The organism is Granulicella sp. S156 (assembly GCF_009766105.1).
Lineage (GTDB): Bacteria > Acidobacteriota > Terriglobia > Terriglobales > Acidobacteriaceae > Granulicella.
Map to the genome: position 1 here is coordinate 334,462 of NZ_LMUH01000013.1, position 15,126 is coordinate 349,587.

Below are 15,126 nucleotides of genomic sequence, written 5' to 3' on the forward strand. Positions count from 1 at the left end.
AATGACATCATGATGTCATTATGTAAAGAGTGGAATATCACCTCAAACGCTTCAAATGCAGCAGAATGCTGAAGAACTCAACAAGGTAACCCTTAAGGAAGCTGCACCGGCCCCACCAACGGAGTCCTAACCGGCACCGCCGCCCCGATAAGCTCCGTCACCGAGTCATTCCCAGTATTCGAAACCCAAAGGTTTCCACTCGCATCGACCGCAACTCCATAGGGCTCCTGCATGGAGGCATCGCTCCCGAATCCGGTAGTAGGCGATAGAAAGGTACCCGGCGAGGCCGCATTCGAGCCGGCAAGCTCAGTAAGGGATGGAGAAGCGCCGTGAAAATTAGTCACCCACACGTTTCCAGCTCCATCCACGGCGATGCCACTGGGAAAGTCGAGTCCACCCCCACCCTTGAAAGATCCGCCAATACTAGGAGTTGTCGTGGAGATGTCTTTGATCTGGCTGATGCTGTTGTTGTCGTAGTTGACCGTCCAGAGGTTGTTCGTCTGGTCGATGGCGATGCCGACAATCTCCTCATCGCAGCAGACGAGATTAACAACCTGCGATCCATCGGAAGATATCCTGGTAATCGTGGGGCTACCGCCCGAGTTGCCGACCCAGGCGTTGTGGTTAGCATCTACGGCTATTGAGAGCGGGAGCGAGACATAACCCACGCCGAATCCGGTGCTGGGCGAAATGGCAGTACCTGCGCTGTTCAGCAGCGTGACATGGGAGTGATCATTGTCTGCAATCCACACATTGCCATTTGTGTCAGTGGCGACTGCCACGGGATAGTCGATGCCGCCGACTGTGATGCCATTTGCGCCGGTAAGCGGCTGGCCGGAGGAATTCAATTCAGTAACATCTCCGCTGCCGCTATTCGGGGAGGTCTCCCGATTGGTGATCCACACGTCGTCGCTGGCATCCAGTGCAATACCGTAAGACTCATTGATACCGGAGCCGGTGAATCCTGTTGCCGTGGCGGGAGTTCCGTTCGGGGAAAATTTCGCGATGTAGTTGAAGTACGTTGAAACCCAGACATTGCCTCCCGAATCGACGGCAATGGCGGCCACTTGGTTGCCGTCCAGGCCGCCGCCGGTAAGAGTGGCGTACAGCATCCAGTCGGGTGGCGCAGCGGCCAGCGCGGACTGAAACACAGTATTCGCCGTCGCCAGCGTGTAAATAGAGCCGACATTGCTGGCCGGATTGCGTGCGATATTGAGCGCCGCATCCAGCGTATTGCTAGGGGTAACACCACCTGCTGTAGCCGCAGCGAGCAATGAGCTGCAGTCTGCTCCCCCTACAGAATTCACGCAGGACGCGAGTGCATTGGCGAGCATATTCAACTTCGAGGTAGAGACCTTTACATTGGCCGGCACGGCTGCTCCCGGCGATGCCCCCGTTGCGATATTGACGAGATTGTTTGCCGTAATGACGGCATTGGCCAACCCCTGGACGTTGTTAGGGGTCGCGCCCACATTGCCACCCGGGGAGAGAAACTGCGACAAAGCCCAGGCAGAGGCTACGGTCGTAACCTCATTCAACGTGACGAAGGGGGTGCTGCTGAGTTGGTCGCAAGGGCCAAGCGCCGCCATCAGTTCGAGTGCGGCATTGTTGGCACTAGAAGCAGAATCCGGACTTCCACCAGTCGCCACAAGATACATCTGATCGCTGGCGTTGACGCAGGTGTAGTCGCTGGTGATGTCGAAGTTACCGTTGCTGTCGGTGACCACCGGGGCCAGGAATGTGGGTACGGCGGTAGCTGTGGAGCCGTTACTCACATTGCCCGCGGCATACAGAGCGATGGTCGCCCCAGAGATAGGACTCTTTCCGCCGCTGACGAGGCCATTGATATTGATCGTGCTGGCTTTGATAGAGACCGTAGTGGAAGCAGTTGCGGTCAGATTGGAGGTGTCGGTCACGGTGAGCGAAACGGTATACGTCCCGAGTGCCGTATAGGCGTGGGTTGGACTGACGCCCGTCCCGGTTGTGCCGTCGCCAAAGTTCCATGCGTAGGTAAGGGTTTCCCCCCGAGGATCGTTCGACTTACTTCCACTGAAGCTAATGATGGTTCCAATACCACCTGTGTAGGGTCCTCCAGCATTCGCCGCAGGAGACAGCCCTGCAATGGTGGCCGTGGTGGAAGCGGTAGCGGTCAGATTGGAGGTGTCGGTCACTGTGAGTGACACGGTATAAGTCCCGCCAGCCGTGTAGGCGTGGGATGGGCTGATGCCCGTCCCGGTTGTGCCGTCGCCGAAGTTCCATGCGTAGGCAAGGGTTTCCCCCTGGGGATCACTCGATCCGTTTCCACTGAAGTAAATGACAGCTCCAATGCCGCCTGTGTAGGGCCCTCCGGCGTTCGCCACCGGGGGTTGCGCTGCAACGGTGGCCGTGGTGGAGGCGGTAGCGGTCAGATTGGAGGTATCGGTGACGGTGAGTGAAACGGTATAAGTCCCGGGCGCCGTGTAGGTGTGGGATGGACTAACACCTGTCCCAGTTGTTTTGTCGCCGAAGTTCCATGCGTAGGTAAGCGCTTCGCCCTGAGGATCGCTCGATCCGTTTCCACTGAAGCTGAGAGCAGTCTCGGTCTTGCCGGTATAAGGTCCCCCAACGTTCGCCGTTGGGGCCTTAGGTGTTGAACCAGAGCCAGATCCGTTTCCAGGTCCGCAGCCGCACAAGATGGCAGCCACACAAAGAGACGAGGAAAACCATAGAGCAAGCTTGCGCATGGAGAGCACACCTTGGAAGGGCATTGTCGGCCCAGTGTACATCTAGTGCAGTTCTATAGAGGTGTACTAGTTTGAACGCACTTCGCCTATGCGGAGGGCAGAATCCCACCGCATCCATCTAACGTTCTTGTGACAACCGGAAAGATCAACACACCATGCCCACGGAAAGGCCGTGGAACCGGCGCGCCTGTACCGCGAGCAATTGTGGGAGCGCCTGGGGACAAAGTGATCTGTCCCCGGCCGTCTACATCGCAGGAGGATGATGTGGGTCGATGGGGAGTTCGGTCTCTTTGGCCTTGGAACCACGCGCGGACTTCTTCTCGCCCGGATTCACAAGATCGCGGAGATCTTTGCTCGGCTTGAAGTAGGGAACGCGCTTGGCCGGGACCGAGACGGAGGCTCCGGTCTTCGGATTACGTCCCGTACGCGGCTTGCGCTGGCGCGTGCGGAAGCTGCCAAATCCACGAACTTCGACCTTGTCGCCAGATTTGACGGCCCCAATGATCGAATCGAAGAGTGTGTCGACGATGACCTCGCCATCACGGCGGGTAAGGTCACCGAGGGCTATGACGTGGTCGACGAGTTCGGCTTTGGTCATGGCGAGGGCTCCGGGTGTTATAAGAACATCGACGTACATCGTATGCCGACGGTTTCAGTTTATGCCATCACTTCCAAAGAAAGTAGAAGCCAGGGGCACGATCCAAAAGTTTTGAGGGGTTTGGGAAGAGATCATCCGTACCGTCGGTGAGCAGCGCGGCTATTCCGCGCTTGTCCTTGGAGGGGCGCACGATACGCGGCTCGCCATTAATGCCAACCGAGCGCGCCGTGTCGATCAGGGCAATGCGGAAGCCGCCCTGCTGGTCGATGAGCCCCAGCGGGAGGGCCTGTTCCCCGGTCCAGACCTGGCCTGTGGCCAGCGGCTTGATCTTGTCGTCGGTGGTGTGGCGGCCGGTGGCGACGTCATGGATGAACTGGCCGTACATATTGTCGACCAGCGATTGGAAGTAGGCCTCTTCCTTAGGGGTAAGATCGCGGGTCGGGTCGCCGGCGTCCTTGAGCTCGCCCGCATGGATGACGACATTCTTCATCTTGGCCCAGCGCAACAGGTCGCCATAGTTGGTCCACTCCATAATTACGCCGATGGATCCGACGACTGAAGCTGGGTTGGCATAGATCTTGTCGCAGGCCGAGGCAATGTAATACGCACCGGAGGCTCCCACGCTTTCAACCGAAGCAATAATCTTCTTGTGTTTCTCCTCCCGGATGCGCAATACCTCGTGATAGATCTCCTGAGAGGCCGCTGCACCGCCGCCGGGCGAGTCGATATGCAGGATGATGGCCTTGACGCTGTCGTCATCGCCGAACTTCTGGAGCTGCTTGTCGACCTTATCGGCATCGAGAATCACGCCGGAGACATCGATGACCGCGATCGCATCGGAACCGACGAAGCTCGAGGCGCCGTCCGTGTCATTGCCGAGAGACTTGGCGAGCGACGCAAAGGTAATGCAAAGCGCAATGATGATGACCGCAGCGATGCCTCCAATAATGGAGACCCAGAACCAGCCGGACCGGCGCGGAGCAGGCGGAGGCCCCGGCGGAGTCGAAGCTCCATAGGCAGCGCGGGTAACCGGCTGTCCAGCGGGCTGGTCGAAGCTTCCGGTGCTGTACGGAGCGGGTGGCGGCGGCTGTTGTGGGAAATCTTCCGGCATGATGGGGAGTGTAGCAGGAAGCAGGAACCATGAAGTAGCGCAAAGGAAACAACAAACAGCCCTTCACCGCATTAAAGAGGCCATATTTAGCCTTAAAAGCCGTCGCGACCGCTGCGTCTCCCTTTGCGTAAGCGCTTTTGCAGGCATTTTGGAGCCACACCGCTCCCCCGCAACACCCTGCGCTGTTTCCTGTTTCCTGTTCGCTGTTTCCTGCCTCACCTGCATCTGCGATAATTTTCAAACGGCAAGATATCAAAGAGTCAAATAGGGATATCGAAACGTCAAATAGATAGCGTATGATTGGGCGCGGATTTACGACGTCTCCTCTGCTGTAGGCTGGAGCATTTCCCTAGGTGTGTACACCGAAAGTAAAGATCTATACGCCGTTTTTCCTAAAACGGCACTCGTAGAACTTATCCGGTTCACAGTAATAGGAAAAATGCTTTAAAGGAAGAGCACGAATCGGGCCGACAAGCGAAGAAGGGTATAGAGACAACGTGGCACATCCGGCATTAAGCATCGTCATTCCGGCGTACAACGAGCACGCACGCATCGAGGGCACCCTCGAGCGTGTGATGGCCTGCGTGCAGGCCCGCGGCTGGGACGCCGAAGTGCTGGTCGTCGACGACGGCTCAACCGACGAGACGGTGCCCATCGTGCAGCACTGGATGGAGAAGTACGACCGACTGCACCTGGTGAAGAACCCGGGCAACCGCGGCAAGGGCTACTCGGTACGCAACGGTCTCCTGCAGGCCGCGGGCGACATTGTGATGTTTACCGACGCCGACCTCTCGTCGCCGATGGAAGAGGCCGAGCGTCTCATGGCAGCCATCGACGCCGGAGCGGATGTCGCGATCGGCTCGCGCTGGCTCGACAAGCAGAAGCAGACGGTGCATCAGCCGCTGTATCGCCGGTTCTTCGGGCGATGTTTCAACAAGGTCACGCGGCTGGTCATGGGACTGCCCTTCAAGGACACCCAATGCGGCTTCAAGGCCTTCAAGCGCGAAGCCGCGCAGACGATCTTCCGGCTGCAGACGATCGAGCGCTGGGGCTTCGACCCAGAGATCTTATTTATTGCTCAGAAGCTACGCTACAAGATCGTCGAAGTACCAGTAACCTGGGGCCACGACGAGCGCAGCCGCATCAGCTATCTAAAAGACGGCATGAAGATGCTGGAAGAGATGGCGGAGATCCGCGCAAACTCCGTGCGCGGACGCTACGACGAAGCGATCGCCGCGATGAAGGACACCAGCAAGATGGTGACCCCTCAGGTAGAACGCGTCGAGCATGTCGAAGTACGGTAACGCAGTTTACTACCGTTGTACTCCCATTAAAGACACTTACTTGATTTCCTGAAATGGTCACGTTTCGATAACGGCACGTGTTTACCCGTGCCGTTATCGGGGTAACCTAAAGCCATCATGATTCCAAGCCTGCGTCCCCGAACCCGTCGTCGCGCAATCATCATTGCTGCCGCAAGTCTTGCCTTCGTCGCTGCACAGTGTGCAACGGCAGTCTTCGCCCAGGCAAAGCCCGCAAAGGAAACCGAAGATCTACAGCACTGGCGCAAGTCCTACGCCGATAACCTAATGAAGCGCGATGGTTGGCTTGCACTAGTTGCGCTGGAGTGGCTGCAGGATGGCGATAGCTCTGTGGGGTCTGCAGCGGACAACAAGATCAAGCTGAAGCACGTGCCGGCGCATCTCGGCATACTGCGTCAGCACACTGGACACGTGGAACTTCTCTCGCCGCAAGAGGGCGCTTCGCCTTCCGTGCTGTTGGATGGCAAGTCGACTGCAGGAGTAGTCAATGCCGATGATTCGGACCACCCCTCCGTTATCACCAGCGGCGACGTGCAGATGACAGTCATTCACCGAGGAGATCGCTACTACCTGCGAGTGAAAGATGCCTACTCGCCAACGCGCCTGCACTTTCATGGCCTGAACTGGTACGCCGAGAACCCCGCACTCCGTGTAACAGCGAAGTGGGTGCCGTATCCGTCGCCAAAGACGCTGCGAATCGTGAACGTACTCGGCCAGACGAACGAGGAGCCGTCACCGGGCTACGCCGAGTTTCAGCTCGACGGCCAGACGGTGAGGCTGGAACCAACGGTGGAAGGCGATAGCCTGTTCTTCGACTTCCGCGATACCACCAGCAAGACCACGACCGATGGCGCTGGAAGATTTCTGAACACGGCGTTGCCCAGCAACGGAGTCCACACAGCGGGCACGGTAGTGATCGACTTCAACTACGCGCATAATCCGCCATGCGGGTACACGCCTTACGCCACTTGCCCGCTGCCGACCGAGTCCAACCGCCTGACAGTGGCGATTCCAGTTGGAGAGAAACGCTACGGCGAGGAGTAACGCAGGCTTTGTTAAGCCGGAAGCTTGGAATAGATTCTGCTCGCAATAATGCTTGCCTGCGGAGCGTTCGAGCCGAAGCTTCTGGTCTCAATCAGTAACTCGAAAGGCTGCAGGGTGCTACCACCGGCCTCGGCTTTTTCAAGGACTGGCAGCATCTCGTCACGATTGAAGAGCACGTCCGTGGCCGCCTGAGTTCCGGCCATGGTCATCCCCTCAACAATCAAGACCCACCCGGTATTGTTCAAATTCGGAACCAGCGCAACCACGGCATACGTCCGATGCGATGGTTGCTCTGCGTCATTGGTATAGATCGGAAGCTCCCCTTGGTTTGGGTGCTTATTAATAATGACGGAAGCGTTTGGGCGCGGTTCATAGTTGAATTCGAAGTTGAGGCTCTTCTGGAAGAGCTCTACCCAGGGATTGGAAAAGGTGGACCCCATAAGAATGGCGTTGGAGCCTTTCAGGTCCTCCATGTGGAGTTCGCGCGCGTATCGAACGACGAAGCGAGCGGGGTCTACTGCGTCTACTCGCGAATATCTCAGAACAGCATCGAGATCGGCGACGCTGGTGTAACGCTGCGCATCAAGATCCGCCATATTTCGCGCATCGATCTTGAAGGAGCTCTTCGTGGAAAGATAGTCTCGATTGATGTACTCGGAAAGATGAACGGTATGGCCGGTCAAATTCTGAAACATAACAATGCCATCATCGGACGGAACTAGAAAAGTCTGGTGTTCCTTGTCGAAGACCTGCGCCCAAAGCTGGTGATAGGGATCTCCCTGTATGGAGTGAGCTCGTCTCAGTGTTCTCCATACGAAACCTCCGCATACCAGCAATAAGAAGAGAACACACACAGCATACAAACGCACACGATAGCGCGGAGCATCGAGGGCCACAGGTCTGCTGCCGTCGCCTACCGATAACGGTCTCGGTTCATCAACCGCATGCGCTTGCATCGGGGTTGGCTCAGCAGGATGATTCGCAGAAAATACAGGGACATACTTCCCGACGGGGATACTGATCCGCAGGCTTTCGGATCTCCCCTCCTCTTCGAAGTAGTGTTCCAGGCGCCGACGCAGTTGACGCGCATAGTTGCGAACAATATTGTCTTCCGCGGAGTTGTATCCCGGTTTTCTGACGAAGACGTGCACCCCAATCTGGTGCTCGCTGATTTCGTCCACTCTTCCACTTAGCGCACGGTCGCACACGTAGAGCAAAAACTTGGACAGCAGGGCAGATTTAGCAAAGCTCTTGCTGGCCGCAATACGCTGGGCGAGCTGCCAACGCAGATCGTCTTCCAGACACAAAGAGGACCATACCGGTTCGTAGTGCGCTGGGGGCTCTAGCACCGCGCTCTTTGGGAAGGATTCCGAGTGTGAGGTCCAATCAGTTCGCTGCTCCAAGGTAGTGTCCAGTATTTTGTGGTGACGATCGGGCTAAATAACGATCGGTTGACCAGCCGTGACAGTGAGGGAAGCGATCTTCCCGCAGTGTCACGAAGCGGCTGAGAGTCTCTCTAGATCTCGGTGAGCTTTCATTTCGCAGCCAGATTCCCAGGGGGCTGGCACAGCCCGTTCAGCGCGGCCTCTTCCTTCGCAACCGCGTGATGGATCGTCTTCAGGTCGGCGACCGCTTTGGCGCGCTCCCATTTCGATCTCCTCTCCTTCATCTGGAAGGGCCGGTCAAACAATTTGTTCGACACCCTCTCCTCAAAATCCCCTCACCGCGAAGGTTACTGGATTTTGAAGAACAACAGGTAAAGGGATTTCCTGTGGTCCGGCAATCCTGTTTATGAGTAGCGCATCCACTGTAACGCTTTTGTAAACAATTGAAAAGATTATGCGGTTCTCAGAAAGACACCCGTGTAAACCCGGTGTAAACCCCTTGCGCATGCGCTGTAGAGACGAAGAATAGTGAGGGTCAACTGCAAAATTTTAGGAGGCTCCAAGTGTTAACGCTCAAAGACACTACTTCACCGCTCTCTTCCTTCACGAAGGCCAGAATGCTCTTATTCGCCAGCATGCTGTGTCTTCTGGCGTTCGCGGCAGGTCCTCTTTCAGCACAGATTGATACCGGCGGAATCACCGGAACAGTAATGGACCGCTCTGGCGCGGTCGTACCCGGTGCCACCATTACGCTGACGAACGATGCGACTGGGATCGTAAGCTCAACCCAATCCACGTCGACAGGCACCTACTCCCTGAACGCCATCAGGCCTGGAACGTACACCCTGCGCGGGGAAGCACCGGGTTTTCAAACCTTTGTCGACAAGGGCCTGGAGGTTCACCTGCAGAGCACCCTGACGATCGACGTCCCACTCGCTCCTGGCGGAGTGAAGCAGCAGATCACCGTAACGGCGGCAGCCCCCCTGCTGCAGGCGGAAAACGCCGCGATTGGTCAGACGATCAACAGTCAAACGGTCAACGATCTCCCGCTGAACGGCCGCAACTGGGATTCTCTGGCGCAACTTTCCGCTGGGACCACAACCGCTCCGGTGGGCCAACCCAGCGGCAACTCGGGAACCACGGGGAGCGCTTACTTCTCGGTCGACGGCGTCAACCTATGGCAGAACGACTTCCGTCTGAATGGCATCAATGACAACATCGAGGTCTATGGCGGCTCCTCGGTGAACAGCAACGCAGCCATTACTCCGCCACCGGACGCCATCCAGGAGTTCAAGTTGCAGAATGGCAACTTCAATGCTGAGTTCGGACACTCTACCGGAGCCGTCATCAATGCCGCGATCAAAACCGGAACCAACCAACTACACGGAGACGTGTGGGAGTATCTCCGGAATACCGCCCTCGACGCGAACGTCTTTTTCAAAGCTACGCCAACCAGCCCCGTACCTCCGTATCACCAGAATCAGTTTGGCGGAACCCTGGGTGGCCCAGTCGTTATCCCAAAGATTTACAACGGCAGGGACAAGACCTTCTTCTTCGTGGACTACCAGGGAAATCGGATCGTACAGCCGGTGCCCGCAACCAGCACAGTGCCTACCGCGAGCATGATCAGCAGTGGATTCCAGAACCTGCAGGACCTCATTACATACAGTGGTGGAACCACAACCGACTCCCTGGGCCGAACCTTTTCTCATGGAACCATCCTCGACCCAGCCACCACACGCGCTGTAACCAAGGGGGCAGTAGACCCGGTAACAGGGCTGACGGCAACCGCTACCGGATACGCGCGCGACCCGTTCTATACGGGAAGCATCGCCGGCAGAACGAACTACGTTGGTCTAACCTCTCAATTGAACGTTCTTCCGGCCAGCCGTATCGATCCCAATGCAGTCAAGCTACTTGGACTCTATCCAGCGCCAACCGTAAATGGGGTGCTGGCAAACAATTTTGCCTGGACCCCAAGCCAGGATGAAACGGATAACTCCTTCGACATAAGGATTGATGAGACGATCAACTCCAAAAACACTCTCTTTGGTGTGTATGACCGAAGCCTCATCACCAGATCCGTTCCAGCCAGTCTGCCTGGGTTGGCTGTAGGCGAAACCGGCGGCAGGAACGACAGCTTTCCCGCTTATGCCTTCGCCGTGGGCTACAACACTGTATTTACCCCTACGCTGGCTAATGAAATGCACGTTGGCATGGTCCATGCCGATAAATTTCAAAGATCCGTCTATGGAGATACCTTCGGCATTCCCGCGACTTATGGTATCGGCGGCGTGCCACAGGTTACAGACAACGGCGGCATCCCTCCCATCACCATCAGCGGCCTGACTCATATTGGAGTAGGCAATTACACCCCGACGATTCAGACGGTCTACAGCATTGAAGGGTCGGACAGTATAACCAAGGCTCTTCGCAATCACACCTTCAAGGGCGGCATCCAGGTCGATGATCTGATAGCGAACATCTCACAGCCGCCTCAGGGACGAGGGAACTACACCTTCAATGGACAATACACCGATGTTCCCAACGCCAATCAGAGCCTGAATGGCATCGCGGATCTGCTTGTGGTTCCCGAGGCCTCGACAGTCTCAGGCGGCGTCAACAATGTGGGTGGTCTAGCTACCTTTGGGGGCTCGAATGTCTCCTCGACCGATGATCAACGCTGGTATACGGGAGCGTTCTTCCAGGACGACTGGAAAGTTACTCCCAACCTGACATTGAATCTTGGTCTTCGCTGGGATTACTTCACTCCGTATGCGGAGGTGAACGGCAGGCAGGCGAACTTCATCCCCACCGGCGGCAACGGCAACACCGGAACCTACTCCATGTCGACGAAGGGTTGCCAGGTAGCCAGGTCCACTGCATTCAATGCATTGCTGGCAAGCAGCAATATCACGCTTGCCTGTGTTCCTGGGCTTACCTTGGGACAAGCGCAGAAGACTAACTTTGCTCCAAGAGTTGGTTTTGCGTATCGAGTTACACCGAAGTTGGTTATACGGGGTGGCTATGGACCGTCCTATGGCGCGCTGGGCAATCTCGGCTACGGCGGAACGTTGGGCACTAACTATCCGTTCGTCTATACCTCCACCTTCAACAGTCCTGATTCCCAGCATCCGTTGGTGCTTCCCAACGGCCAGACAGCGACTCTTGAGAACAGTCTCTCCTCCATCAACATCCAGGACCCTACGATCAATAGTGGCTTGGGATTGAACTTGTACGGACGCCAGCAGAACTTTCAGACTCCGTACGTTCAAACCGTAAACTTAACCATCCAGGATCAATTCACGAATCACGACTCTGTCCAAATCGGATACGTGGGAACGATGGGCCGCCATCTGGACAATCTGGGATATAACAACTCTCCTAGTGAGATTCTTCCTGTGGGCGCCAATGCCCAAAACTACATTCCATTTCCCAATTTTGCTCGGAATGCAACCTATGAAACTACCAACGCAACGAGCAGTTACAACGCACTGCAGGCAACCTATCAGCATCAACTGAGTTATGGATTGACTCTACTTGCCAACTACACCTGGAGTAAGTGTTTGACCGATCAACACACCCAGGCCGAACAGAATCAACAGTACAGAGCGGAATGGCTTCCTGGCTTCGGCATCAGCGCGGACTACGGCCTGTGCGATACCGATGCGACCAACGTAGTTCATCTCTCTGGTTCCTGGGCATTGCCCGTCGGCCGGGGGAAGGCGTTCCTGAGTAACACAAACCGCGGCATAGATGCTGTCTTCGGAGGATGGGCAATCAACTTCATTTATGGCTATCAGGGTGGTCAGCCATTTACGGTCACTTGCCCAGTCACAACCTCACCTGGCTTTACCTGCTTTGCGCCTGTAGCTCAGGGCCAGAATATGTATGCTGGTCAACATAACTATCACCAATGGCTGAACCCGGCCGCATTTATACAGCCTGCTCTAGCCACTACTCTGGGCCAGTCTGACTACTCTGTTCTCGGCGGTAGTGCGCAACAGGCTCGCGGACCCGGGTACCAAAACCTGGACTCCTCCGTCTTCAAGTACTTCAACTTTACGGATACGGTTCGGCTGCAGTTTCGGGCTGAGGCGTTCAACACCACCAATACGCCTCAGTTCGCTCAACCGGGAAGTCTGAACTTCCTCACTCCGAATACCTTCGCCTCCATTACCAGCACCAGGAACAATCCCAGGCTGCTACAGTTGGCGTTGAAGTTGTCCTTCTAAAATCGATCGGTCACCATGAGATGGAACGCACGCAACGTGCGTTCCATCTCGCTTCCGTTGGGCGCCGTGGGCATGGTGATTGAGTCTACCGGACATGCCATGCAAAAATGGACCGGGTTGAATATGCCGGAAAGGTTTCTATCTTAATGAACAGTGCGCAAATGTTCCATCGGCTGCTGCAGATATGTAAACGGATTCATAGTCTTTGGAGCGTACTGCCGCGCCGTACCATTTATGTCCCTGCATTTCTTGCTTTGTGTACTCTGGCAACCTCGGCCCAGGCCGATCCTGTTGATTGGGTCAATCTCTACATTGGCACAGGCAGTGGGCCTATCGGCTACGGTGGCACGATGCCGTTCGTCACCACTCCATTCGGCATGACAGATTGGACACCGCAAACTCGTCAGAACAAACTGAGTGTCGTCTCCTACAAATACGAAGACACATCGATCTCAGGCTTTGTAGGCACCCATCAGCCGGCAATCTGGATGGGCGATTACGGCTATGTAACTCTGATGCCGGAGATCGATGGCCTCAAGACAACTCCGGACGACCGCAAGCTCGCCTTCAATCACAAGGATGAGATCGTACGGCCGGACTACTACTCGGTCTGGATGGACGCAGATCATTCGCGCAGGATTCGCACGGAGATGACGGCTACCGAACGCTGCTCTTATCTGCGTTTCACTTTTCCTGCCAACGCTTCCTCCACTGTCATTGTGGAAGCATCACGCCCTGGCATTGCAGGGTTTGCGCATGTGGACGCTGCTGCGCAAGAGATCACCGGCTACAACCCGGACCGCATAGACTCCGGCTTGGGTCCCTTCAAGCTGCCAAACTTCAAGGGCTACTTCGTCATTCAGTTTCGCAAAGCATTCAGCGGATCAGGCCTCTACGGGCCAACGGCGCAGGACCCCGGACTTGCCACTGGCGCTTACGCAAAATTTAAAACGACCGAAGGAGAAATTGTCGAAGCCCGGGTAGGCACATCGTTTATCAGTATCGATCAGGCACGCCAGAACCTTAAGGCTGAGATTCCTGTCTGGGACTTTGAAGCGGTTCGCAACTCGTTACGTGCAACCTGGAACGACAAGCTGGGACGCATCACGGTCGAGGGCGCCACTGACGACCAACGCAGAATCGTCTACACCGGCCTCTATCACGCGCTGCTCTATCCTCGTATCTTCTCAGAGCAGGGTCGCTACTATAGCGCCTTTGATGACACGGTGCATAAAGGCACGTCCTACACGGCATATTCCATTTGGGATACCTTTCGTGCGGAGCACAGCCTGCTTACGCTCATGGCTCCCGAGCGCATCGATGGCATGATCGGTGCGCTTCTGCAGAACTATCAGGAAGGTGGATGGATGCCGAAGTGGCCGAATCCTTCCTACACCAACATCATGATTGGGACTCATGCTGACTCATTGGTCGCGGAGGCAATCAACAAACACTTCAAAGGCTTCGACTACAACCTTGCATGGGACGCTGTCTACAAGGATGCGATGACGCCGCCGGACGGCGATACTACACGCCGCTGGGCCGATCGCGAACCGCACACTCCTTACGAGGCTCGTGCCGGCCTTACGTACCTGAAAGAACTGGGATATATTCCGGTGGATCATACGGCGGAGTCGGCTTCAAGCACGTTGGAGGACTCGTACGACGACTGGTGCGTGGCTCAAGTAGCAAAAGCACTCGGCAAAACCAGCGACTACCAGTTCTTTCTCAAACGATCTCTCAACTATCAACATCTCTTTAATAAAGAGACCGGCTTCATGCAGGCGAAGCATGCCGACGGATCGTGGGCTGGCCTTGATGAAGGCTGGACCGAGGGGAATAAGTGGGTCTATACCTGGGCCGTCATGCATGACATTCCTGGGCTCATCCAACTGATGGGCGGCAGAGAGAAATATAACGCTGAGCTCGACGAACACTTCAGCGGCGGTCATAACGTTCACAGCAATGAGCCCAGTCACCATTACGGTTATTTGTATGACTACAGTGGGCAACCCTGGAAGACTCAGGCCAAGGTGCGGGAGATCGCCACTGCAGAGTATGCCAATCTCCCCTCAGGCATAGATGGCGACGACGATTGCGGGCAGATGTCGGCCTGGTATATCTTCACCGCGCTCGGCTTCTATCCCGTCAACCCTGCCTCGGGGGATTACATGATCGGCAGCCCACTCTTCACGAAAATGACATTGCGGCTCGCCAATGGAAATCACTTCACCGTAGACGCGGTGAATAACTCTTCGAAGAACGTCTACATCCAGTCGGCAACGTTGAATGGCAAGCCACTCACGATTCCAGTGATCCGTTATGAAGACATCCTGGCCGGTGCTTCGCTCAGACTGGTGATGGGACCCTCTCCATCCCACTGGGGCGCCGATTGGACGCCAGCGCCGCTATCGGAATCGCTGTCTCACCTCGACAGATAAAGCACGACGTACGCTTGGGTAATAAAAGTCATGGGGCGAGCCGGATATCCGGCTCGCCCCATGACTTTAACCGCCGCCTGCGGGGTGAATATGAAAGGTATTCTGCATAAAAATCACACCCTTAGCCTGCAGCTTCTACAAAGCATTCTTCCAGGCGCATTTTAAAAGTTGAAAATTGCCACTTTCGTCGTTTCCGGAGTACAGTAGTGCCGCACTAAAAGTGTTTTTTCATCCTTAAAAATGTTTGTCTTTTGCTGGCAGCCGTAT

The 15,126-nt window shown here is 55.9% G+C and carries 9 protein-coding genes; 4 read left to right on the forward strand and 5 right to left on the reverse strand.

Annotation, left to right across the window (positions count from 1 at the left end; all coding sequences use genetic code 11):
* Positions 1 to 92 precede the first annotated feature (92 nt).
* The 3 genes from GSQ91_RS26060 to sppA all read right to left on the reverse strand — a co-directional run bounded on the left by GSQ91_RS26060 (position 93) and on the right by sppA (position 4,432).
* Positions 93 to 2,723, reverse strand: coding sequence for a PKD domain-containing protein (locus GSQ91_RS26060; RefSeq protein WP_158821663.1), 2,631 nt, complete (start codon positions 2,721 to 2,723; stop codon positions 93 to 95).
* Between the two features lie 244 nt (positions 2,724 to 2,967).
* Positions 2,968 to 3,321 (reverse strand): HU family DNA-binding protein, encoded by a 354-nt coding sequence (locus GSQ91_RS11360; RefSeq protein ID WP_158821664.1) that lies wholly within the window; start codon positions 3,319 to 3,321, stop codon positions 2,968 to 2,970.
* 67 nt (positions 3,322 to 3,388) lie between these two features.
* Positions 3,389 to 4,432 (reverse strand): signal peptide peptidase SppA, encoded by a 1,044-nt coding sequence (sppA, locus tag GSQ91_RS11365; RefSeq protein ID WP_158821665.1) that lies wholly within the window; start codon positions 4,430 to 4,432, stop codon positions 3,389 to 3,391.
* Between the two features lie 497 nt (positions 4,433 to 4,929).
* On the opposite strand from sppA, the gene GSQ91_RS11370 reads away from it, so the two are divergent.
* Positions 4,930 to 5,736: a dolichyl-phosphate beta-glucosyltransferase gene (locus tag GSQ91_RS11370; RefSeq protein ID WP_158821666.1), complete on the forward strand. Its 807-nt coding sequence runs from the start codon at positions 4,930 to 4,932 to the stop codon at positions 5,734 to 5,736.
* A 117-nt stretch (positions 5,737 to 5,853) separates the two neighbouring features.
* A complete protein-coding gene (locus tag GSQ91_RS11375) occupies positions 5,854 to 6,798 on the forward strand; it encodes a DUF1684 domain-containing protein (protein WP_158821667.1) in 945 nt (314 codons plus the stop codon).
* Positions 6,799 to 6,809: 11 nt separating this feature from the next.
* Here GSQ91_RS11375 and GSQ91_RS11380 read toward each other — a convergent pair whose 3' ends face one another.
* Both GSQ91_RS11380 and GSQ91_RS11385 read right to left on the reverse strand, forming a co-directional pair.
* Positions 6,810 to 8,147: a hypothetical protein gene (locus GSQ91_RS11380; protein WP_158821668.1), complete on the reverse strand. Its 1,338-nt coding sequence runs from the start codon at positions 8,145 to 8,147 to the stop codon at positions 6,810 to 6,812.
* Between the two features lie 185 nt (positions 8,148 to 8,332).
* Entirely contained in the window at positions 8,333 to 8,500 is a 168-nt protein-coding gene (locus GSQ91_RS11385) for a hypothetical protein (RefSeq protein WP_158821669.1), read from the reverse strand.
* Positions 8,501 to 8,746: 246 nt separating this feature from the next.
* Between GSQ91_RS11385 and GSQ91_RS11390 the strand changes: the two genes are divergently transcribed.
* Complete coding sequence (locus GSQ91_RS11390; protein WP_158821670.1) at positions 8,747 to 12,418, forward strand: TonB-dependent receptor; 3,672 nt, start codon at positions 8,747 to 8,749, stop codon at positions 12,416 to 12,418.
* A gap of 254 nt (positions 12,419 to 12,672) precedes the next feature.
* On the forward strand, positions 12,673 to 14,859 hold the full coding sequence (locus GSQ91_RS11395; protein WP_254064510.1) for a GH92 family glycosyl hydrolase: 2,187 nt from the start codon (positions 12,673 to 12,675) through the stop codon (positions 14,857 to 14,859).
* Positions 14,860 to 15,126: the final 267 nt, after the last annotated feature.